The organism is Buchnera aphidicola (Meitanaphis elongallis) (assembly GCA_039830015.1).
In the GTDB taxonomy this organism is placed as follows: domain Bacteria; phylum Pseudomonadota; class Gammaproteobacteria; order Enterobacterales; family Enterobacteriaceae; genus Buchnera_B; species Buchnera_B aphidicola_AU.
Window position 1 is genome coordinate 475,388 of the sequence record CP140033.1, and the last position, 23,043, is coordinate 498,430.

Genomic DNA, 23,043 nt, shown 5'->3' on the forward strand with positions numbered 1-23,043 from the left:
AAACTATAACAACCTATTAAAAATTATGCTTACATTATATAAATCTCATAATTTTCATGCACTTATAGAAAAAGCATGCTCTATTTTTACTACGATTCCATTATCTAATCCATTACAAAGCGAAATATTTATTACTCCAAATGAAGTAATAGATCACTGGATAAAGATCTTTATATCTCAAAAACATTCAATAATGTCCAATATTACATTTTTAAGATTTAATAAATTCATATGGAAAATATTTAAACATATGAACACTAATTATAATTCTAAACTAGAACTTAAAAAATATCATTTAATGTGGACAATGATGAATATTAAAAATATTAAAAGTTTAACTAGTTTCATACATACAAGTAGTTCACAAACACAATTATTTGAAATAGTATCTTACTTATCAAAAAATTTTAAAGAATACTTATTATATCGTCCAGATCTAATTAAAAAATGGGAAAAACCTTCACAAAGTCTAACTGGAATACATTCCTTATATCATAATGAATACGCATTGTTATGGAAAACACTCATAAAATATATAAAAACTAAAAATAAATCAATATGGAACTATGCAGATTTGCTCTTTTTCATATATAAAAATATAAAAAAAAGCAAAATTAACATAAATAAGTTTCCATCTAGAATTTTTTTATTTGGAAACAATTATTTGACGCCATCTAACGTAATCATTTTAAAAAAAATAAGCAAATTATGTAAAATATATGTTTTTTATGTAACACCATATAGAAATGGAAAAGAAATACTATTAAATGAAATAAAATTAAAAAAACGTATACTCACCATTATTAAAAATAGGATATCATGTTTTTTTAAAGCAACGACATACTACAAAGAACCTATAGAACGCTTTCTAGATAAACAAAAACATGCTGAAAATGTCTTACTATGGGGAAAATATGGATTTGAACACACTTTACTACTAAACCTGATTAATATAAAAGAAATAAATTTATTTAATATAATGAAACCAACATATTTGTTGCAAAAAATACAAAAAAATATAATATATGCTAATATAAACTCAAATAATAAAAAAGATATAAAAAAAAATAACAAAAATATAATATATGCCAATGATAAATCTATTTCTATACATGTATGTACTACATTAAAAAGAGAAATAGAAGTGTTACATAATAACATATTAAATATACTTAACAATGATCACGATATACTATTTCATGACATCCTTATAATTAGTAAAAATATTAATCTATATATTCCATTTATTCATTCTATATTTAATCCAATTAATGTTAAACATCGTATCCCTTTTTATATTGTATCTAAATCCTATGAAAATCAAAAAAACATTCTAAAAATAATTGAAAAAATATTAAATCTTCCTAACAATCTACTAAACAATAAAAATATTTTCAATTTTTTAGAAAGTTCTTACATATTAAAAAAATTTAATATACAAGAAAAAGAAATAATTGTTTTGTTTAAAATAATACAACAATTTCATATTGAACTCGGAACCGAAAGAACTGCAATAAAACATACTTTGCCAAAAAGTAATAAAAAATATATTTTAAGTCATGGAGAAAAAAGAATATTTCTAGGAAAGGCAATAAACGACGAAAATTACACAATATGGAACAAAATCGTTCCTTGTGCTCATTTAGATGAAAAACATTATGAAATGTTTAGTAAATTGACAACATTTGTACTTTTATTACACAAATGGAAGCAAAAATTATCTATATCCAAAACATTAAAATCTTGGAAATCAATGTTTAAACACATACTAAACGATTTTTTTGAAAAAAATACAGTAGAGGAGAAAGAAATAACATTTATTCAAAATCAATGGAACAAAATAATCGATCCTGGAATAAAAGAAAATTATAAAAAAAAAATTCCTATAAAATTGTTAAAAAATGAACTATTAAAAAACGTTTCAAAAAAAATAAATGTATATAATCTTTTTTCTGGAAAAGTCACGTTTTGCAATGGATTTATATTAAGAAGTATACCATTTAAAACAATTTGCATACTTGGGATGAATGAAACATTTACTCTTCAAAAAAAAAATACTGACAATTTTAATCTAATATATAAAAATCCTAGAATATGTGATCCACATAAAAAAAATAAGTACGAATATTTATTTTTAGAAACATTATTATCTGCACAAAAAATATTGTTAATTAGTTATCAAAAAGAATCTGAAAAATATAACAAAATCAATGAACCATCCTCGCTCATCAATCAATTGTTTTCATACATTTATAAAAATTTTTATATATTTAACAAAAATAAAAAAGAACAAAAAAATAACAAACATGAATTATTTTCGCATTTATATTATTTTCATGAAAATGAGTCCTATAATGTCAACAATTTTATTAAAAAATCTAATTATTACAACTTTAATACAACATGGTCAAAAATCTTTAAGTTAAAAAAAATATATAAAAACCACTTTACAAATACACTCCAAAAAATTGAATACAAAGATATTAATATATCTGAATTGATTTCTTTTTGGAAAAACCCAATTCAATATTTTTTTAACAAACGACTACATATTAAATTAAATGCGATAAAAACCAAAAATTTAAACCAAGAAAACTTCTTAATTACAAAACTTGACAATTATATAATTAATAACAATATAATTAACGTTTTATTAAAACAAAAAAATATTAGTCAATTATTTTCATATTATCAATACAAAGGAATTATACCACATGGAAATTTAGGAGAAATATATTGGAAAAATCAACTTTCTATTATAAAACCTTTATATAACAAAATTAATTTAATAAAAACAAAACTAAAAGATGAAATGTTTTATTTAAAAATTAATGAATATATATTACGAGGAACATTAAAAAATATTAATCATACAGGATTATTACGTTGGACACCCACTATTATAAAAAATAAAGATATCATTTCTTTGTGGCTAGAACATTTGATATATTGTTCTATATATAAAACTGGAAACAGTACAATACTTGGATTAAATAATAAACATTTAAATTTTATGAGACTACATAAAAAAAGAGCAATATACTTCTTAAAAAAATATATAGACGGGTATTCAAAAGGAATGAACAAGCTTCTACTACTTACAAATTCAGGTATTGACTGGATAAACACTATATATGACAAAAAAAATAAAACTATTTCTACAGATAAAACATGTTTTAAGAAATCAATTAAAAATATGTTAACAACATGGGAAGGAAACAATTGGAAAAAAGGAGAAAAAAACGATTTATACATCAAGAAAATCATTACTATTTTGAGTAAAGAAGAAATATCTAAAATGTGTAAAATAGCTGAAAAGTGGATACTACCTATATTAAAACACATACAAAACAATAGATAAAAAGCTAATATAATAAAGCAATCTAATTAAAAGAGATATATACTTATGAAAAATATAACATCAATATCTACTTACGATACAATCAACTTACCTTTGTCAGGAAAAATACTACTTGAAGCATCAGCAGGAACAGGAAAAACGTTTTCTATAATTATTTTTTATCTTAGATTGATCTTAGGAGTTGGAAAAATAAATCACATTCACCAAACGTTATCAATAAAAGAAATTTTAGTAGTAACATTTACAAAACACTCAAAAGAAGAATTAAAAAATAGAATACAAAAATATATTTATGAATTTAGAATAGCATGTCAAAAAAAAAGAACAGATAACCTTACATTGCAACATTTATTAAACCAAATCGACAATTTAGACGAAGCAATTCAACTATTATACAAAGCAGAAAATACAATAAATGAACTAGCAATTTATACTATACACGAATTTTGTTATCAATCCCTTCAAATTAACAAATTTTGTTCTAACATACTTTTTCAAAACAAAATAATAAAAAAGAAACATTACTTATATCTCCAACTAAGTAGTATGTTTTGGGATCAATACTTATCTTGTTTACCAAAAAATATTGCTGAAATTATTGTAAAATATTTTCCCAATCCTAATATTTTATTGGATAATGTATTATTACTAATGTCACAACCTAATATAAGAAAAAGTACATCTTCTAAAAAAAAGTTACATGTAATTCAACTATATAATGAGCTAATCCAAAAAATAGAAACGTTCAAAAATCAATGGAAAAATAACTATAAAAAAATATCTATATTAATTAACAAATCTAAAGTAAATAAAAGAACTTATAACAAATCAAATTTGTCTCGGTGGATAAAGATCATCACAGAATGGTCTTATAAATATACAAAAAACTTTAATATTCCTAAAGAACTAAAATATTTCAAAACAAATTATTTAACTAAAAATGTTTCCATCGAAGATATTCCAAAAAATGAAATCTTTAAAATAATAGAAAAATTTTTAAATACAAACTTTTCATTAAAAACTCTATTTCTAACAGAAGCTACTAAAAAAATAAAAAAAAAATTTGAAGAAGAAAAAAAAAAACAAGGAACATTTGAATTTGATGATTTAGTAACATTTCTATATAAAATTTTAACTAAAAAAAATGAAAATGTTTCAAATATTATCAGGAAAAAATATCCAGTATTATTAATTGATGAATTTCAAGATACAAATTTTCAGCAATATAAAATATTTAAAAAAATTTATACATCAAAGAAAAACTTATGCATTTTCGCTGGAGATCCTAAACAAGCTATTTACAATTTTAGAGGAGCTAACATTTCATCTTATATAAAAGCAAAAAAAAACATAAAAAATAAATATCAGCTAAATATCAATTGGCGATCTTCTAAAGAAATGATAAAAAGTATAAACTTATTATTTTCAAGAAAAAAAAATACTTTTTTAATCCCTAATATTAATTTCATTCCAATACAAACTGTTTATAAAAAGAAACAAATAGCATTTAAAATAGATGAAATATTTCAACCGGCGATACGTTTTTTATTATGTAAAAAACCAGTAATCAAACAACATGATTATAACCACTGGATTACTAGTTCTTGTGTAAATTTTATTTTATTCTGGCTAAATAAAGGAAAAAAAGAGCAAGCTGTCATTATATATAATAAACAAACTCAATATATCACCCCAAAAGATATATGTATATTAGTAAACAACAAAAAAGAAGCATCCATTATACAACAAGCTTTACATAAAAAAAATATTAAAACAACATATCTTTCTCAAAAAAATAGCGTATTTCATAGTCCAGAAGCATTAGAACTATTATGGATTTTTCAAGCTATTTTAAATCCTAAGAATGAATTTACGCTAAAACGTGCTATATCAACTACGATTATAGCTAAAAAAAGTAAAAATATAGATCTACTTACAAAAAAACACGCGCTGTGGTCTAATTTAGTAAACGAATTTTATGAGTATCTATCCATCTGGGAAAATTTTAGTATTACAAATGTTATTCACAAAATATTAACAAAACACAAAACAGAAGATAAAAAAAACAACTTTTCAAAATATATTCCTGATGTATCAAACATTTTACATCTTGGAGAATTACTAGAAAAAAAATACAATAAAATCAAAAAAAAGCATATCCTAATATTATGGCTAGAAAATAAAATAATGCAACAACATGATATTCCTCATACGGATTATATACGATCAAAACGAGATGACAACCATATAACAATCGCTACCATTCACAAATCAAAAGGACTTGAATATCCAATAGTATGGATTCCTTATTTTATAGCTTCTCATAATATGTATTACAACGTAAATACGAATAATAATTCCAAATTAAATATTATAGAAAAAAATAAATTATCAGAAAATATACGACTTTTATATGTAGCACTAACCAGAGCAGTTATTCATTGTTGTATAGGAATCGCATCTATATACAACAACGTAAGAAAAAAAACAAATAACTGTTCTAATATTCATAAAAATGCTCTAGGATACATTATCCAATCAGGAAAAAAATGTAATTATCAACAATTACATGCAATACTCTCAAATATGAGTAATGAAAACAGTATAAAAGTATCTTCTGAAATACCTAAAACAAATATTAAAAATGAACAAAATAATAAAAAACACATAAAATTAGAAAGTCATAAATTAACAAGAAAATTAGAATATAACTACGAAATAACTAGCTACTCCAAAATAAAAAAAAACTGTAATTCATTAAAATCATTACAAAAACATTATAATACTTCAATTAATGAAAATAAAAATACATATTGTACATACCCCATTAAACTTATAACTCCATACACCTTTCCAAGAGGAAAAACTTTTGGAATATTTATCCACAATGTTTTAAAAAATATTAATTTTCACAAAAATATAAATATAAACTGGATATCCAATCAACTTGTCAAAAATAATTTCGACAAAAATTGGACCAAAGAACTAGAAAAATGGATTTACATGATTTTAAACACACCACTCAATCAATATGATCTTATACTATCTCAACTAAATCCAAAAAATTATATAAAAGAACTAGAATTTTTTTTACCTATAAAAAATCAACTAACAGATAAAAAATTAAATGAAACTCTTCATATATTCAATCCAACTGTAACGTCATTATGCAAAATATTCTTTAACCCTATAAAAGGAATACTTACAGGATCAATAGATCTAGTATTTAAATGGAACAAAAAATACTATTTAGTAGATTATAAGTCTGATTGGTTAGGTAATTTAAGTTCTAACTACTCAACACAAGCAATATATAATGCAATAACTATGCATCACTACAACATACAATATCAATTATATTGTATTGCACTACATAGATATCTAAAACAACGCATTAAAGATTATTCTTTTCATAAACATTTTGGAGGAATTTACATTCTATTTTTAAGAGCTAGAGACACTAACTACCCGAAACAAGGATTATTTTTTACATTGCCTACATTACATGCAATAAAGAAATTAAATAACATCTTTAAATAAATTGTATGAGAGAAAAATGAATATTATACTTTTATTAGAACAAGCTATCGTAAAAAAAATCATCACTTTATCAGATTTCTACTTTTCTATTTCTATTACCCAAAATCAATCACCAAAAACAATGATGCTGCTAGCCGTATGCATTAGTTATGCCACCCGAATGGGACACACATGTCTTCCTATTTCAATTTTAGAACACAAAAAAATATTTTATTCTAAAGAAAATAAAAAATTAATTGATAAAATGTGGAAAATAACAGAACTGTCAAAATGCTTAAGGTCAAAGTTGTTAGTAAAAAAAATAATTAATACAGAATCTTATTCTACTCCTTTAATTTTAATAAATAAAAAGATATATCTTAATAGAGCGTGGAAAGCAGAAAAAAAAATATTCTATTTTATATCACAACCGCAAAATTATGACACATACGATATAACTAAAATTAAACAAAAAATTTCTCCTTTACTATGTAGAAATACTGAAAATCTACAAAAAGTTGCAATAATTTTATCAATCATTAATAAAGTAACATTTGTATTAGGAAGTCCAGGAACAGGAAAAACTACAATAGTATCTAAAATACTACTTGCTATTTCTATTTTATCTAATAAAAGGTTAAACATTCAGTTATCAGCTCCTACAGGAAAAGCTGCTAATAATTTAACCAAGTCTATCCAACAATCTATATCAAATTTCAAACATTTGTATGAAAAATATAACATAGTAATAAAACCAGCAGTTACTTTGCATCGTCTTTTAAAAATTAATCTAAACAACAATATAAATTTTAAAACAATAGATCACCTTGTAGATATAGATTTACTAATTATAGACGAATCATCTATGATTGATATTTTTATTATGGAAAAACTAATTGATAATATATCAGATAAAACAAAAATTATATTTTTAGGTGATCACAATCAATTACCTTCAATACATTGTGGATGTATTTTAAAAGATGTATATAGTTATCATCGTAAAGGATACAGTCAATCTATAATAAAAAAAATTAATTTCTTCAATATTTTCAATATTAAAAATATAAAAAATTATAAATTTTCTAATATCAATGACAAGATATGTATCCTAAAAAAAAATTATCGCTATACAACTCAATCTAGTATTTCTAAACTATCTATCGAAATCAAAAAAAATAAATTTAACGATTTTAAAAAACTATTTCGTAATAGTTATAAAAACATCAAATTTTTTTCTTTGAAAACAAATCGAGACTACAAACAAATGATTTCAAATCTAATTAAAAATTACACAAACTATTGGATAAATTTAAAAAAAACAATTCCTCTAAATATAATGTCAATTTTTAACAATCACAGAATCATATGCGCATTAAAAAATGGGAAGTTTGGAGTAAAAGAACTAAACTCAACATTAGAAAACGAAATGAAAAAACAAGGATTAATCAACTTAGTAGTCGTTAATAAACAAACCATATATTTTGGACAACCCATACTAATTTTAAAAAACGACTATAATATAAAACTATACAATGGAGATGCAGGAATTATTATGTATGACGATAAAAAAAAATTAAAAGCGTTCTTTCTTGAAAAAAACAAAAAAAAGACAAAATCCATACCAATTAATTTACTACCAAAATTTCAAACAAATTGGGCTATGACTATACATAAATCTCAAGGATCAGAATTCTCTCATACTATTTTAGTATTACCTAATATTTATTCAAGAGCTTTGACTAAAGAACTCATTTACACAGCAGTTACTAGAGCAACAACCAAAATAACTATATATAGCAATAAAAAAACGTTTATAAAAGCAACGAAAAACAAAACTATAAGATATAGTGGTTTATCACAACGTACATGTACCTACACACGTTAAAATATATACACTTTTTGAAAATTTATGTGATAAAATATGAACTGAAAAATAAAAAATTTAACGCAATAAATAAAAATTTAAATAGTATAAACTTGCGGGAGCCGGATTTGAACCGACGACCTTCGGGTTATGAGCCCGACGAGCTACCGAACTGCTCCATCCCGCGTCTTATATTTAAAACTATACTCCATTATAACAAAGATGCAACCTTTTTTTCAAATTAAATTTTAAATAAAATAAGATATGAATAATAAACTTGTAACAATATTACTACTTGCTATATTAAGTTTCTGCTCGTCTAAAAAAAATAATTTTGAAATTTCATATGATGTAGATACTAAAAACAATAGTAACAATGAATTATTAAATAAGTATTCACTCCTTAATATCAATAATAAAATTGTCAATAAAAAAGATCTGCTAATACAAATAAAAAAAATAAAACAATTTTCTCCAAAATTATATAAAAAAAATAAAAAATTATATCAATCAATTAACGTTTGGTTAAAATCTGACGGAAACATTACAAAACTAAAATTGTTTGGAATACATTTACATAGATTAAAAAATTTAAACCATTATGGAAATATAAAAATTACAAGTTACTACACACCAATAATACATGCTAGAAAAAAATTAGAAAAAGAATTTCGATATCCAATTTATACTGTTCCTGACTATTTAAGTAAACGCAAACGTTTGCCTAGTAGGAAAGAAATATACAATGGCATGTTACAAAAAAAATATATCATAGCATATAGTAATTCTCTTATTGATAATTTCATTATGGATATCCAAGGTAGTGGAATTATCAATTATGGCACACATAAACCTTTAGTTGTATTTAAATACGCAGGAGAAAATGGATGGCCCTATACAAGCATCGGAAAAATCTTAATCAACCATGGAGATATAAAAAAAGAAAACATGTCTATGCAAGCTATTAAAAATTGGAGCAAACGACATACACAACTAGAAGTCAAAAAATTACTGGAAAATAATAATTCATTTGTATTTTTTAAGCCAATGAAGTATAAATTAATTTGTGGAGCAAATTCTATTCCCTTAATTGCAAAAACATCTATAGCTGCAGATAAAAATATAATTAAACCAGGAAGCATTGTATTGGCGAAAATTCCTATACTAAATAAAATTGGAAAATTTACTAATGCATATGAAACTAGACTTTTAGTAGCACTAGACGTAGGTGGATCAATTAAAGGACAAAAACTAGATCTTTACCAAGGAATTGGAGAAAAATCCGGAATTATGGCTGGATTTTACAACCACTATGGATACATCTGGATCTTAAAATAAACAATTCTATAATTAAAACTACAAAATAATATAACTATTACATACAAAATCAAAATATGAAAATTATAAAAGAAATCACTTTAGCAAAAACTGCAAAAATCGCTATAATTATAAGTAGATTTAATTATTTTATTAATCAACACTTATTAAATGGAGCATTAGATATTCTTCAACGCATTGGGCAAGTAAAAAATGAAAATATAACAGTTATATATGTCCCTGGAGCATTTGAAATACCTATTGTGACCAATATTATAGCTAACAAAAAACAATATGATGCTATTATTACATTAGGAACAATTATTAAAGGTAGTACTACTCACTTTTCGCTTTTATCAAACGAAATTAATGCGAGAATTTCTGAAATTAGTATTCAATATAAAATTCCTATTTCTTTTGGAGTTATTGTAGCTGATAACATAGAACAAGCTATAGAGCGTTCAGGTACAAAAATAGGAAATAAAGGATCAGAATCAGCCCTAGTAATATTAGAAATGATCAATATCATTCATGCAATTAACAGTAATTAAAATATAATTCTTAATTACTAAAATTTTCAATATACTTAAATAATTAAAATACATGTCCTCAAATAATATAAGTATATTATAAAATAAAAAATCTATATGAACTTAAATGAATTCCAAATAATACAAAATTATTTTTGTAACACGCTTAAAAAAATTGATGCAAACGTTATCCAAGATATTGGTGACGATTGTGCACTAATAACAATACCTAAAAATGATACTCTTGCAATTAGTACTGATACGTTAATAGAAGGAATTCATTTCTATAAAAATACTCATCCTACTGATCTAGGATATAAAATTATTGCGATAAATCTTAGTGATCTTGCAGCTATGGGATCAAAACCAAAATGGATCACATTATCACTTAACCTTCCCCAAATTAATATACGTTGGATAAAATACTTTAGTCAAAGCTTATTTAACACATTACGTACTTATGATATGAAATTAATTGGTGGAAATGTTGCTAAAGGCCCATTAAGCATCACAGTAAGCGTTTATGGACTCGTTCCAAAAAATCGAGCTTTGTTAAGAAAAGGGGCAAAAATTGGAGATTTAATATATGTCACTGGTACTTTAGGAGATAGCGCAGCTGGACTATTTTTATTAAAAAATAAATTAAAAAATATTAAAAAAGATTTCAAGTTTTTGATCAAAAAACACTTGCATCCAATTCCAAGAATTACACATGGACAATTATTAAGAGATATTGCCAATTCTGCTATCGATATATCAGATGGATTATTAACTGATTTAAAACAAATTTTAAAATCTAGTCAATGCGGAGCGAATATTTATTTAGAAAAATTACCTGTTTCTAAAATACTAAAAACAAACTTTACAAAAAAGAAATGGTTGAATTTTGCTACAAGTTCAGGAGAAGATTATGAACTTTGTTTTACTATACCAAAAAAAAATGTAAAAATCTTAAACAGTACTATTAATCATCTTGGCATACCTTACAATTGTATTGGAGAAATCAATCACATTAAAGACGGATATAACGTACTCCATTATGGAAGAAAAACACGTTTTTTATACAAAGGCTATGATCATTTTTATCAAAAAATCAACAACTATTAAATTTGTAAACATATCATAAATTCAAGTTGTATATGCAAAAGTTATTATAGATGCAATAAAAATTACATATGTTTTAAAATATTTATAAAGATATATTATTATGAAAGACATCTTTTACATGAAAAAAGCAATAAAAATAGCAAGACAAGGCATTCTAACTACATCACCAAATCCCAATGTAGGATGTATTATAGTTAAAAACAATACTATTATAGGTACTGGATGGCACAAAAAATCTGGAAAACCACACGCAGAAATATATGCTCTGAAACAAGCAGGAAAAAAGGCAAAAGGAGCTACAGCATATATCACTTTAGAACCGTGCAGTCATATTGGAAAAACTCCTCCTTGCTGTATCGAACTAATAAAATCTGGTGTTTCTAGAGTAGTAATATCAACAATAGATCCAAATCCTAGAGTGTCTGGAAAAGGAATAAAATGGCTAAAAAAAGAAGGAATTGTAGTAACAGTAGGAGTAATCTCCAAAAAATCCGAAAATATAAATAAAGGATTTTTTCAAAGAATGCGAACGGGCATTCCATGGATTCGACTAAAATTAGCTAGTTCAATTGATGGAAGAACCGCTCTAAACAACGGACTAAGCAAATGGATAACTTCATATGAATCTCGTCAAGACGTTCAAACATATAGAAAAAAATCTGACGCCATTATAAGTAGTAGTAGTTCTATTATTACAGACAATTCGTTATTAACTGTGAGAAAACAACCAATACAAAAACTTTCAAAAAAGATTTTACATAGTCAAAATGATATTAAACAACCTTTACGTGTCATTATTGATAGTAAAAATCGTATAACACCATCACATAAATGTATTAAAGAACCTGGAAAAACATTACTAATAAGATTACAAAATGATAACAAAGATTGGCCAAAAAATGTTGAACAAATAGTATTAAACAATACACAATCAAAGATCAACTTAATCGAACTTTTAAAATTTTTAGGAAAACGTGAAATTAACACAGTGCTAGTGGAATCAGGTGCATCATTATCTGGAGCTTTCTTAAAATTAAATGTTATTAATGAAATCATAATTTATATAGCCCCAAAACTACTAGGTCATTATGCAAAACCGCTATTTATACTAAAAAACTATCAAAAACTATCTTTAGTACCTAAATTTCATTTTAAAAACATAATAAAAATAGGAAAAGACATAAAACTAACTTTAGTAAAAAAATAAATTCTCGTAAAATAACTATTTTAAAATAAGGAAATAAAATGATGTTTATAAAACCTCTAGCCAGAAGAAAAGCACGAGAATGTGCTGTACAAGTACTATATTCATGGCAGTTATCAAACAATAACATTCATGAAATAGAAAACCAATTTTATGAAAAAAATAATCTAAAAGAAATTGATTACATTTATTTTCACGAATTAATCATGGAAATAACCAATGATCCACAACATTTAGATTCTTTAATGATGCCTTATCTATCTAGAACAATTAACGAGTTAGGACAAATTGAAAAAGCTATCCTAAGAATTTCATTTTATGAACTAGAAAAAAGACATGATATTCCTTATAAAGTAACAATAAATGAAGGCATTGAACTAGCAAAATTGTTTGGAGCAGAAGAAAGTCACAAGTTTATAAACGGAGTTTTAGATAAAGCAGCACTAAAAATAAGAAGTTATATTAATTCAAATATTAAAAAAGAATAAATTTATGCATCTAACCATAATAAAATCGTTTTTAAAATACCATCAGTATCTAATTTATATTCACTGCGCATTTCATCTTGATCTCCTTGAGGAATAAATTTATCTGGAATTCCAATATTTAGAATAGGAATAGTAATTTTGTTTTTCATAAATAATTCATTAATACTACTACCAGCACCACCTGAAATCATACCTTCTTCAACAGTAACAAAAAAATCATGATGTTTAGTTAAATTTAAAATTAAACTAACATCTAATGGTTTTACAAAACGCATATCCACTAAAGTAAAATCTAATTTTTTTGCCACTTGTTCAGCAAAAATATATAACGAACCAAAATTTAAAATAGCAATTTTTTTTCCTAATCGTTTTAAGACACCTTTTCCTATTGGAATCAATCTCATAGATTGCAAAGTTACACCAATTCCACTACCTCTTGGATATCTTACTACACTAGGTCCTTGTTCATAACAATATCCAGTATAAAGCATTTGAAAACATTCATTTTCATTGCTGGGAGTCATTATTATTATATTCGGGATACATCTCAAATAAGTTAAATCAAACACTCCTTGATGTGTTTCTCCATCTTGTCCAACTATTCCTCCTCTATCAATTGCAAATAATACTGGTAGCTTTTGAAGTGCTACATCATGTATAACTTGATCATAAGCTCTCTGAAGAAAAGTAGAATACATTGAAAGAACAGGTTTATAACCACTAATAGCTAATCCAGCAGAAAAAGTTACAGCATGTTGTTCTGCTATCGCAACATCAAAACATCGATCGGGAAAACGTTTCGAAAAATTTATCATACCTGAACCTTCTATCATAGCAGGTGTAATTCCTATTAATTTTTCATCGATTTTCGCCATAGTGCATAACCACAACCCAAATACTTCAGAATATGTAGGAATACTTTTAGTCGATATAAACCTTTTTCCAGTAACAACATCAAATTTAGAAGCAGAATGCCATTCTGTAGGATTCAATTCAGAAGGTAAATATCCTTTTCCTTTTTTCGTTATTATGTGTAATAAGTTAGTATATTTTTGAGTATTTAATCTACTTATAATATCAATCAACAAAAATACATCATGCCCATCTACAGGACCAAAATAACGAAATCCTAAATTTTCGAAAAAAGTATTAGATAATCTAATATCTTCTAAATATTTTTTTTGATATACTGAATCATTATTTGAAAAATCAAATTTCACACAAAAATTACTCTTACCTTTATATTTTTTTATTAGCTCATGATTTAACACCATTTTAGACAAGGATGTATGTAACGCACCAACATTTCTAGAAATAGACATATCATTATGATTTAATATTACTAATAAGTGTATACTACTAAAACCAGCATGATTTATTGCCTCAAATGCCATTCCAGAAGTTATTGCACCATCTCCAATTACACATACAGTTTTTCTATTCTTTCTTTCTTTTTTAGAAGCAATTGCCATACCTACTCCAGCACTAATCGAAGTAGATGCATGACCTACACCTAAAGTATCATACTCGCTTTCTGCTCTGCAAGGAAAAGAACGTATTCTATTCTTTTTTCTAATATCTATAAAATCATCTCGTCTTCCAGTTAAAATTTTATGAGAATATGTTTGATGACCCACATCCCATATCAAATTGTCAAAAGGAGTATCAAGAACATAATGCAAAGCAACAGTTATTTCAACTACTCCCAAACTAGAAGATAAATGTCCACTAGATTGACTAATAGTTTCTAATAAATATTGACGTAATTCACAACATAACTGAGGTAGTTTATCAAAAGGTAACAATTTCAATTGTTTGACTGAATTAGCTAAATATAATATTGGATATTTTTTATAATTAAAACTCATCATAAACTCATTACAGCAATTATTTATTACGTGTAATTATGTAGAATGCTAATTGTTCTAACAATTTTATATCTACACATTCATCAGACAAAATTTTTAAATACATCAAAGCTTCTTCATACAATTTTATTAACTTTTTTTTAGAGTGTTCTAAACCTATTATCAATGGAAATGTATTACCTTTAAAGCACTGATTAGAACTTAAACAAGGTTGAACGCGACATATATCACTTTTGAAGTCAAGAATATCATCTTTAATCTGAAAAGCAAAACTAATATTTTTAGAATACTCTTCTAAAGCAAAAAAAATTCTTTTCTTACATTTACAACTAACAATTAAAACTAATCGAATAGCAGAATTGATTAGAAATCCAGTTTTATACCAATATATTTTTTCTAATTCATGTAATTTAATAGTCTTATTTTTAGACTCTAAGTCAAGAAATTGACCAATACACATACCTGTCACTCCAGACGCCTTAGACAATTCTGAAATGATTCTTATTTTCTTACTATCAGATACTTCAGTAACATTTAAATTAGATAAAATATTAAAAGCTAAACACTGCAATGAATTACCAGCTAATATAGCAGTAGATTCTCCAAATTTTACATGACAAGCATCCTTACCTCTTCTTAATAAATCACCATCTAATGAAGGCAAATCATCATGAATTAAAGAATATGCATGAATAAATTCAACAGATGAAGCAAGAACATCTATAATATGGAGATCTACCTTAAAAATTTCTCCTATGATATACATTAAAATAGGACGAATTCTTTTTCCACCTAACAATACTCCATATTTCATCGCAGATAAAAGAGATGAACTTTGAAAAGGTAGCTCTTCTAATAATTCAGACATATAGCAATCAATTCGTTTTTGTCTTGAACTAAAAAAATTAGACAAATCCATTTTGAATACCTATAAAGTTAACTAAAAATAATATTTTCAATAATACTCATTAAAATCTTCTTATCATATTAATAATACTTAAAATATTTGTTTGATATTAACAAAATTACTATAATTCTTGTTAAGCCAAACCAAAATAAAATCTAAAAAATATATCATAACATATTTATACATTAATTAATAAAATACATAAAATCATTATATTTACATATATAATTAATACATCATTATTTTATTGCAATATATTTATATTTAATACTATACTTATTAAACTTAAAAATAATTTTATTAAAATTGTCATTAACTTAATAACATTATGCACATCAAAACACATAAATATACAAAACAGTTAATAAAAATAGAACATAAAATAATCTAACCAATATTTATTTTTTTAAGTAATATCAAAAATTAGAACAATAAATTTATGTTTATAAATTACGAACATTGATAATAAACCATAAAAAAGTTATAAATAACTCAAATAAAAATAAGAAATTAATACCATAACAATTTAAAATTAGTCCTCCTGCTACACTTCCAATAGAAGAGCCTAAGAATTGACTAATAGAATATATAGCCATAGCAGTACCTTTATAACATTTAGGAGCAATTCTACTAACCAAAACAGGAAGAACCATTTCCAAAAAGCTAAAAACTATAAAAAACATTTGCAATCCTAAAATAAGAAGCAAACAATTGTTTCTTAATAATAAAAAAATAAAATCGGAAAGCATTAATACAATAATTGATAATACAATTATATACTTTTCGCATTTCTTGTATTCAACATACTTACTAATTGGAAATACAACAAAAAAAGAAATAATAATAGTAATTAAATATATCATCCAAGATGAAATTAAAAGATTTTCATATATATATAACTGTACCGGTATTTGAATAAAATTTAATATTAATAATAAATGTAGAAAAAAAATATTTAAATTTAACTGCAATAAATCAAAATTTTTGAATACACTTATAAAATTTCTATACTCATTTTTTTCAAAAATAGAACCATAACTACAAATTGGAAATGGAATAACATACAAAGTTACTAAAATACATATTATCGACAATAAAATACTAATAAAAAATAAACCATAAAAACCAAAAAAACGTACTATAATAGGACTAATTACCATAGAAATAATGAAACTCGCTCCAAAACTAATGCCTAAAATTCCCATGGCCTTGGTCTTATTTTTTTCTAATACTATATCAGATAACAACGCCATACATACCGAAGATATCGCTCCAGATCCTTGTAAACTACGACCTAATATAATTCCCCAAATAGAACTACTACTAAAACATATACAACTCCCTACTAAAAAAAATAATAATCCTAAAATAATAACAAATTTTCTTCCAATCTTGTCTGATAACCACCCATAAGGAATTTGAAATAAAGCTTGAAAAAAACCATATGCTCCAATAGCAATACCTATGAGAAAAATAGTACTATCTTTTAAATACATCCCATAAGTGCTAAAAACAGGTAAAACTATAAACATTCCTAATACACGGGAAGAAAAAATAATACATATTCCAAAAATAGCTTTCCATTCTTTTATTTCAATATTAATTTTATTCATTTACTCACTGAAACTTTTTGTTATAATATTAATGATTTCTATTACTATCAATTTATTTCTGTAAACACAATACTTCTATATCTTAAACATAAAATAATAATATATTTTAATACATCAACAACAAAAATATGAAAAACAAAAATTTAAAACAAAACATAAGTTGGAACAAAAAGATAGCACAAAAAATTGCAAAAAAAGAATCTATAGAAATGACTCGAGATCATTGGGAAATTATATATACTATTCGCACATTCTATTTAAAATTCAACTTGACTCCATCTATAAGAATGTTAATAAAACTACTAGAAAAAACACAACTAAAAAAAATAACAAGCTGTTATTTATTTAAATTATTTCCGCTCGGGCCAATTAAGCAAGCTAGTAAAATAGCAGGAATACCTGAACCATCTCATTGCATTTAAAAAATTCAATTAAAATAAACAACAAAAAATCTTCTAACTAACACAATCAATCGCCATCATAATATTCATTACTAACATAATTATAATAGAATGATAAAAAATATTTTTTGACCAAATGATATGATTTTTGTCATCATCATACGTTTTAAATGCAAGATAAAACCATACTATAGATAAAACCAATATACTAAAAAAAAATTTATATCCTGTAAAATGCATTACTGTAAAAAAGCAAGAAAATATAAGAAACAATAATATACATATTTTGATATGATATTGAGTGACTAAAAATGATTTAACAATAGGAAATATAGGTATATTTGCATGCTTATAATCATTTAAATGCATTAAAAATATCGCATAAGAATGAGGAATTTGCCAAAACATCAAAACTATGAATAAATTAATAGCACACAAATCGATATAATTAGTTACAGAACAATATCCCAAAACAGGAGGAATAGCACCAGAAATGCTACCAATTACTGTTGAATATATTGATCTTTTCTTTAAATATAAACTATAAAATATTACATATATAATGAATCCTAATAAAGCGAACAACATGCATAATATATTTATGAAATATCCATAAGTAAATAATCCTAATATTCCTAAAAATATTGCAAAATATATTGCTAAATTATAATAACAAACATTAGTAACTAAAATTCTATTTTTTGTTCTACTCATTTGTTTATCTAATTTATAATCAATAACATTATTTAATATACAAGAAGATCCAACAATTAATGATATGCCTATTAAATTTAAAAATAGAAAATTATAGTGAATGTTACCCTTTGAAGCTAATAAAAATCCACCTAAACAAGATATCAAGTTACCAAAAATTATTTTTGGTTTTAAAAGTTCTAAAAAAAGTACCATCATATTGTAGAATAATATATGTTATGATTTAAATTGTTCATTACCCAATATGAACCCAATAAAATAGTTAAAATAACCGAAAAAGAAAATAACATCGATACAACATTCCATTTATAGTTATCAGAAACGTTTAAATGTAAAAATAATCTAATATGAATACAAACTTGAATAATTAAGCATAATACTACTATAAAACTAATTATTTTTTTAGAATATATTTTTTGAATAACTACTACAAACGGTAATATAGTTAACGTAGTCAATATTATAAGATTTAAAATATAAAAAAAATATTTATTCCTAAAAGTTAAAATATTTTTTAGATAAGAAAAATTCATAGTATTACTCCAATCAAATAAACTATAGAAAAAATAAAAATCCATACTATATCTAAAAAATGCCAAAATAGACTTAAACAAAGAATTCTTGTATAAGTTTTATGAGTAATTTCAAACATTACTACTTGCTTTATTATTACTAAAATCCAAAGAAGAGCAAAAACAACATGTATGCCATGAGTAGATAACAAAACAAAAAAAGCAGATAAAAAACCACTACAAGTTGGACCATATCCTCTTTGTATCAGATTAACCAATTCAAATGTTTCTAACATCAAAAACATTGTACCTAATAAAAAAGTCATCAAAAACCAAAATATAACTCTATTTTTATTATATCTTTTTATCTCTAAAAGCACAAAACTATAAGAAAAAGAACTAAACAATAGTAATAAACTTTCCATAACAACTATAGAAAAATTAAAAATTTCTCGCCCAGATGGACCATTAGCTATATTATTTTTCATAACCATGTAAACAGAAAACAATGTAGCAAAAACAATACAATCACTCATCAAATATAACCAAAATCCAAACAACTTATTAGAACGTGCAATACTAACATTCAATTTAGATACATTTATTTTTTTTTCTATTACATTATTCACTATTATTTCAATCCTAATTTTTAAGATTATTAATATGTTTGTTTTCAATTTTATAAATCTGTTCTTTAGAAATTATATAACCATTATCATTAGAAAAACTATTCTGAATAAACAAAAATAAGATTACTAAAAATGACAAAATACATAACCAAAAAATATGCCAAATTAAAGAAAAACTGAAAATAACAGAGAAAAAACTAATAAAAATACCTAAATTAGTATTTTTTGGCATATGAATATCAGAATATACAATACATTCTATATTATCTTTTTTCGTATTTTCTTTTAATTTCCAAAAATAATCGCGAGAACAAATCTTAGGTACAACAGCAAAATTATATAATGGCGGCGGAGAAACAGTTGACCACTCTAATGTCCTACCGTTCCATGGATCACCCGTATAATCTCGATTAGTATTTCGATCCCGAATAGATATTAAAACCTGAATAATTTGACATAAAATTCCTATAATAATCAAAAATGTACCAAAAGAAGCCAACAATAACATAAAATGAAACTGATGATCTATATGTTGACTTAAACGACGAGTCATTCCCATAAATCCCAAAACATACAGTGGCATGAAAGCACAGAAAAAACCAGAAATCCAAAACCAGAATGCACGTTTCCCCCATGTTTCAGACAAAGTAAATCCAAACATTTTAGGAAACCAATAAGTGATTCCAGCAAAACATCCAAACACCACACCTCCTATAATTACATTATGAAAATGTGCTACTAAAAACAAACTATTATGTAATACAAAATCAGCAGCAGGTAAAGACAACAATACACCTGACATACCACCTATTGAAAAAGTAATTAAAAATCCCATTGTCCACAACATAGAAGAATGCATATAAATACGTCCATGATACATAGTAAATAACCAATTAAAAATTTTTACTCCTGTTGGTATAGCTATAATCATAGTTGCTATTCCAAAAAATGCATTAACATCAGCCCCAGCACCCATAGTAAAAAAATGATGTAACCATACTACAAAAGATAAAATAGTAATTGAAATTGTTGCCCAAATTAAAGACGTGTATCCAAACAACTCTTTTCTAGAAAAAGTAGCTACTACTTCAGAAAAAACTCCAAAAACAGGTAAAACTAAAATATATACCTCTGGATGGCCCCAAATCCAAATTAAGTTAACGTACATCATTACATTTCCACCAAAATCATTAGTGAAAAAATGAAACCCAATATATCTATCTAATGTAAGTAGTAGCAAACTAACGGTTAAAACAGGAAAAGCAGCGAGTATCAAAACATTTGTACATAATGTAGTCCATGTAAATACAGGCATCTTAAATAAAGACATTCCCGGAGCTCTCATCTTTAAGATAGTAACTAAAAAATTAATAGCTGTTAAAGTAGCTCCTATACCAGATAATTGTAGACTCCAAATCCAATAATCAACCCCAACTCCAGGACTAAATTCCATTTCTGATAAAGGTGGATATCCTAACCATCCAGCTTTCGAAAATTCACCGATTCCAAGAGAAAGATTTATCAATATAGCTCCACTAATAGTCAACCAAAGACTCAAGTTATTAAGAAATGGAAATGCAACATCTCGAGCACCAATTTGCAAAGGTATCACAAAATTCATCAATCCAACTACTAAAGGCATAGCTACAAAAAAAATCATAATAACACCATGAGCAGTAAATATTTGATCATAATGATAAGATGGTAAAAACCCTATTCCTGATTCAGAAGAAGCTAAAACTTGTTGAATTCGCATCATAATAGCATCAGAAAAACCGCGCAATAACATAACAATAGCAAGAAAAATATACATCACAGCAATCTTTTTATGATCTACAGAACAACACCATTCATTCCATATATAATTCCATTTTCCTAAATAAATAATTATTATAAAAACAGATATGATACACAAAATAATCATAAAGCACACAGTCATTATAATAGAATCATTGTATGGAATAGAATTCCAATTCAATTTACCAAACATGTTATATAGTTCCTTACATTTTAACTGTACATAATTATGTAATAAAATTATTTCTTTACGTCTCTATTCTTCTTAATCACTATACTAAATAGATGATCTTTTACGTTGGAATAATATTCAATAGCATTTCTTTGACTAGGATGTGCTATTCTTTTAAAACTAGACATAGAACTCAACTGATATGGAGAACGTTTTACTTTGTTTATCCACTCTTTAAACAATAAAAAATTAGGAGTAACTACTGTTCTAAATTTCATATCAGAAAATCCTACTCCACTATAATTAGCAGATATACCTGAATAAGTCCCAGATGTATTAGCTATTAAATTTAAATGAGTCTTCATACCCGCCATAGTATATATCTGACTACCAAGAGAAGGAATGAAAAAAGAGTTCATAACAGAACTAGATGTAAGTTCAAAAACTATTGGAGTATTAACTGGGAATACCAATTCATTAATAGTAGCAATTTTTTCGCCTGGATAAATAAACAACCATTTCCAATCTAACGATATAACATTGATTTTTATAGGCTCAACATTAGAAATAATTTTCCTATGTGGATCCAAATCATGAGCAGATTTCCAAGACAATGTAGAGAGAAAAATAATAATAATAATTGGAAGTCCCCATATAAACATTTCAACTATATTAGACTGAGACCAGTTCGGTCTATAATTAGCATTAATATTAGTTTCTCTATATCTTATTGCAAAAAAAAATGTCATAAAAAATACCGGAATTATAATCAATAACATTACTAAAAATGAAGTTAATATCAAAGATCGCTGTTCTAAAGCAATATTACCCTTTGGAAATAAAATTCCACTATCGCATCCACATAAACACATAACAAAAATTATCAAAAAAAATTTTAAAATATATATAGGACATTTTAAAAATTGCATTTAGTGACCTCAATATTCAACCTTAAATCATAAAAATTATATCTATTTAAATAACTGTTTGATCATACAAATACAATTTAAAAAAACAAAATATACACTAATCTATGC

General features: G+C 24.9%; 17 protein-coding genes and 1 tRNA gene. 9 read left to right on the plus strand and 9 right to left on the minus strand.

Translation table 11 applies throughout. From position 1 onward, the window contains the following. The first annotated feature begins 25 nt into the window (after positions 1 to 25). From U0T58_02080 to recD, 3 genes are read left to right on the plus strand one after another with little or no spacing between them, the layout of a single operon-like run. Positions 26 to 3,361 carry an exodeoxyribonuclease V subunit gamma gene (locus tag U0T58_02080; GenBank protein ID XBC42180.1) on the plus strand — a complete coding sequence of 1,112 codons (3,336 nt, stop codon included), beginning with the start codon at positions 26 to 28 and terminating at the stop codon, positions 3,359 to 3,361. A gap of 45 nt (positions 3,362 to 3,406) precedes the next feature. Then, positions 3,407 to 6,901 (plus strand): exodeoxyribonuclease V subunit beta, encoded by a 3,495-nt coding sequence (gene recB / locus U0T58_02085; protein XBC42181.1) that lies wholly within the window; start codon positions 3,407 to 3,409, stop codon positions 6,899 to 6,901. 16 nt (positions 6,902 to 6,917) lie between these two features. Continuing rightward, positions 6,918 to 8,768, plus strand: a complete 1,851-nt coding sequence (gene recD / locus U0T58_02090; GenBank protein ID XBC42182.1) for an exodeoxyribonuclease V subunit alpha — start codon at positions 6,918 to 6,920, stop codon at positions 8,766 to 8,768. A 92-nt stretch (positions 8,769 to 8,860) separates the two neighbouring features. On the opposite strand, the gene U0T58_02095 is transcribed toward recD, so the two are convergent. Continuing rightward, positions 8,861 to 8,934: transfer RNA gene (locus U0T58_02095), tRNA-Met, on the minus strand. A 77-nt stretch (positions 8,935 to 9,011) separates the two neighbouring features. On the opposite strand from U0T58_02095, the gene mltA reads away from it, so the two are divergent. The 5 genes from mltA (at position 9,012) to nusB (ending at position 13,393) form a co-directional block, all read left to right on the plus strand. Next, positions 9,012 to 10,085 carry a murein transglycosylase A gene (gene mltA, locus U0T58_02100; GenBank protein ID XBC42183.1) on the plus strand — a complete coding sequence of 358 codons (1,074 nt, stop codon included), beginning with the start codon at positions 9,012 to 9,014 and terminating at the stop codon, positions 10,083 to 10,085. 56 nt (positions 10,086 to 10,141) lie between these two features. Then, positions 10,142 to 10,615 (plus strand): 6,7-dimethyl-8-ribityllumazine synthase, encoded by a 474-nt coding sequence (ribE, locus tag U0T58_02105; protein XBC42184.1) that lies wholly within the window; start codon positions 10,142 to 10,144, stop codon positions 10,613 to 10,615. Positions 10,616 to 10,711: 96 nt separating this feature from the next. Continuing rightward, on the plus strand, positions 10,712 to 11,701 hold the full coding sequence (gene thiL, locus U0T58_02110; GenBank protein XBC42185.1) for a thiamine-phosphate kinase: 990 nt from the start codon (positions 10,712 to 10,714) through the stop codon (positions 11,699 to 11,701). 100 nt (positions 11,702 to 11,801) lie between these two features. After that, positions 11,802 to 12,908 (plus strand): bifunctional diaminohydroxyphosphoribosylaminopyrimidine deaminase/5-amino-6-(5-phosphoribosylamino)uracil reductase RibD, encoded by a 1,107-nt coding sequence (gene ribD / locus U0T58_02115; protein XBC42186.1) that lies wholly within the window; start codon positions 11,802 to 11,804, stop codon positions 12,906 to 12,908. Positions 12,909 to 12,955: 47 nt separating this feature from the next. Next, positions 12,956 to 13,393 (plus strand): transcription antitermination factor NusB, encoded by a 438-nt coding sequence (gene nusB, locus U0T58_02120; protein ID XBC42555.1) that lies wholly within the window; start codon positions 12,956 to 12,958, stop codon positions 13,391 to 13,393. Positions 13,394 to 13,395: 2 nt separating this feature from the next. Here nusB and dxs read toward each other — a convergent pair whose 3' ends face one another. From dxs to U0T58_02135, 3 genes are all read right to left on the minus strand, one after another. Continuing rightward, positions 13,396 to 15,261 (minus strand): 1-deoxy-D-xylulose-5-phosphate synthase, encoded by a 1,866-nt coding sequence (gene dxs, locus U0T58_02125; protein XBC42556.1) that lies wholly within the window; start codon positions 15,259 to 15,261, stop codon positions 13,396 to 13,398. 19 nt (positions 15,262 to 15,280) lie between these two features. Further along, a complete protein-coding gene (locus U0T58_02130; protein ID XBC42187.1) occupies positions 15,281 to 16,180 on the minus strand; it encodes a polyprenyl synthetase family protein in 900 nt (299 codons plus the stop codon). 431 nt (positions 16,181 to 16,611) lie between these two features. Then, complete coding sequence (locus U0T58_02135; protein XBC42188.1) at positions 16,612 to 17,781, minus strand: MFS transporter; 1,170 nt, start codon at positions 17,779 to 17,781, stop codon at positions 16,612 to 16,614. 128 nt (positions 17,782 to 17,909) lie between these two features. Here U0T58_02135 and U0T58_02140 point away from each other — a divergent pair, with 128 nt between their 5' ends. Then, a complete protein-coding gene (locus tag U0T58_02140) occupies positions 17,910 to 18,203 on the plus strand; it encodes a TusE/DsrC/DsvC family sulfur relay protein (protein ID XBC42189.1) in 294 nt (97 codons plus the stop codon). A gap of 33 nt (positions 18,204 to 18,236) precedes the next feature. Here the strand turns inward: U0T58_02140 and cyoE are convergent, their stop codons facing one another. Genes cyoE through cyoA form a run of 5 tightly spaced genes read right to left on the minus strand, consistent with a single transcriptional unit; the run spans position 18,237 to position 22,935 of the window. Next, on the minus strand, positions 18,237 to 19,094 hold the full coding sequence (gene cyoE, locus U0T58_02145) for a heme o synthase (GenBank protein XBC42190.1): 858 nt from the start codon (positions 19,092 to 19,094) through the stop codon (positions 18,237 to 18,239). Then, positions 19,091 to 19,429, minus strand: coding sequence for a cytochrome C oxidase subunit IV family protein (locus tag U0T58_02150; protein XBC42191.1), 339 nt, complete (start codon positions 19,427 to 19,429; stop codon positions 19,091 to 19,093). The genes cyoE and U0T58_02150 overlap by 4 nt, the downstream gene beginning before the upstream one ends. Beyond that, positions 19,426 to 20,037, minus strand: a complete 612-nt coding sequence (gene cyoC, locus U0T58_02155; protein XBC42192.1) for a cytochrome o ubiquinol oxidase subunit III — start codon at positions 20,035 to 20,037, stop codon at positions 19,426 to 19,428. Before cyoC ends, U0T58_02150 begins: the two co-directional genes overlap by 4 nt. A gap of 13 nt (positions 20,038 to 20,050) precedes the next feature. Further along, positions 20,051 to 22,027: a cytochrome o ubiquinol oxidase subunit I gene (gene cyoB, locus U0T58_02160; protein ID XBC42193.1), complete on the minus strand. Its 1,977-nt coding sequence runs from the start codon at positions 22,025 to 22,027 to the stop codon at positions 20,051 to 20,053. A gap of 47 nt (positions 22,028 to 22,074) precedes the next feature. Further along, entirely contained in the window at positions 22,075 to 22,935 is an 861-nt protein-coding gene (gene cyoA, locus U0T58_02165) for a ubiquinol oxidase subunit II (GenBank protein ID XBC42194.1), read from the minus strand. Positions 22,936 to 23,043: the final 108 nt, after the last annotated feature.

Coding starts and splice junctions, on each gene's coding strand:
- U0T58_02080 (XBC42180.1), top strand. CDS start 26: ATGCTTACATTATATAAATCTCATAATTTTCATGCACTTATAGAAAAA.
- recB (XBC42181.1), top strand. CDS start 3,407: ATGAAAAATATAACATCAATATCTACTTACGATACAATCAACTTACCT.
- recD (XBC42182.1), top strand. CDS start 6,918: ATGAATATTATACTTTTATTAGAACAAGCTATCGTAAAAAAAATCATC.
- mltA (XBC42183.1), top strand. CDS start 9,012: ATGAATAATAAACTTGTAACAATATTACTACTTGCTATATTAAGTTTC.
- ribE (XBC42184.1), top strand. CDS start 10,142: ATGAAAATTATAAAAGAAATCACTTTAGCAAAAACTGCAAAAATCGCT.
- thiL (XBC42185.1), top strand. CDS start 10,712: ATGAACTTAAATGAATTCCAAATAATACAAAATTATTTTTGTAACACG.
- ribD (XBC42186.1), top strand. CDS start 11,802: ATGAAAGACATCTTTTACATGAAAAAAGCAATAAAAATAGCAAGACAA.
- dxs (XBC42556.1), bottom strand. CDS start 15,261: ATGAGTTTTAATTATAAAAAATATCCAATATTATATTTAGCTAATTCA.
- U0T58_02130 (XBC42187.1), bottom strand. CDS start 16,180: ATGGATTTGTCTAATTTTTTTAGTTCAAGACAAAAACGAATTGATTGC.
- U0T58_02135 (XBC42188.1), bottom strand. CDS start 17,781: ATGAATAAAATTAATATTGAAATAAAAGAATGGAAAGCTATTTTTGGA.
- U0T58_02140 (XBC42189.1), top strand. CDS start 17,910: ATGAAAAACAAAAATTTAAAACAAAACATAAGTTGGAACAAAAAGATA.
- cyoE (XBC42190.1), bottom strand. CDS start 19,094: ATGATGGTACTTTTTTTAGAACTTTTAAAACCAAAAATAATTTTTGGT.
- U0T58_02150 (XBC42191.1), bottom strand. CDS start 19,429: ATGAATTTTTCTTATCTAAAAAATATTTTAACTTTTAGGAATAAATAT.
- cyoB (XBC42193.1), bottom strand. CDS start 22,027: ATGTTTGGTAAATTGAATTGGAATTCTATTCCATACAATGATTCTATT.
- cyoA (XBC42194.1), bottom strand. CDS start 22,935: ATGCAATTTTTAAAATGTCCTATATATATTTTAAAATTTTTTTTGATA.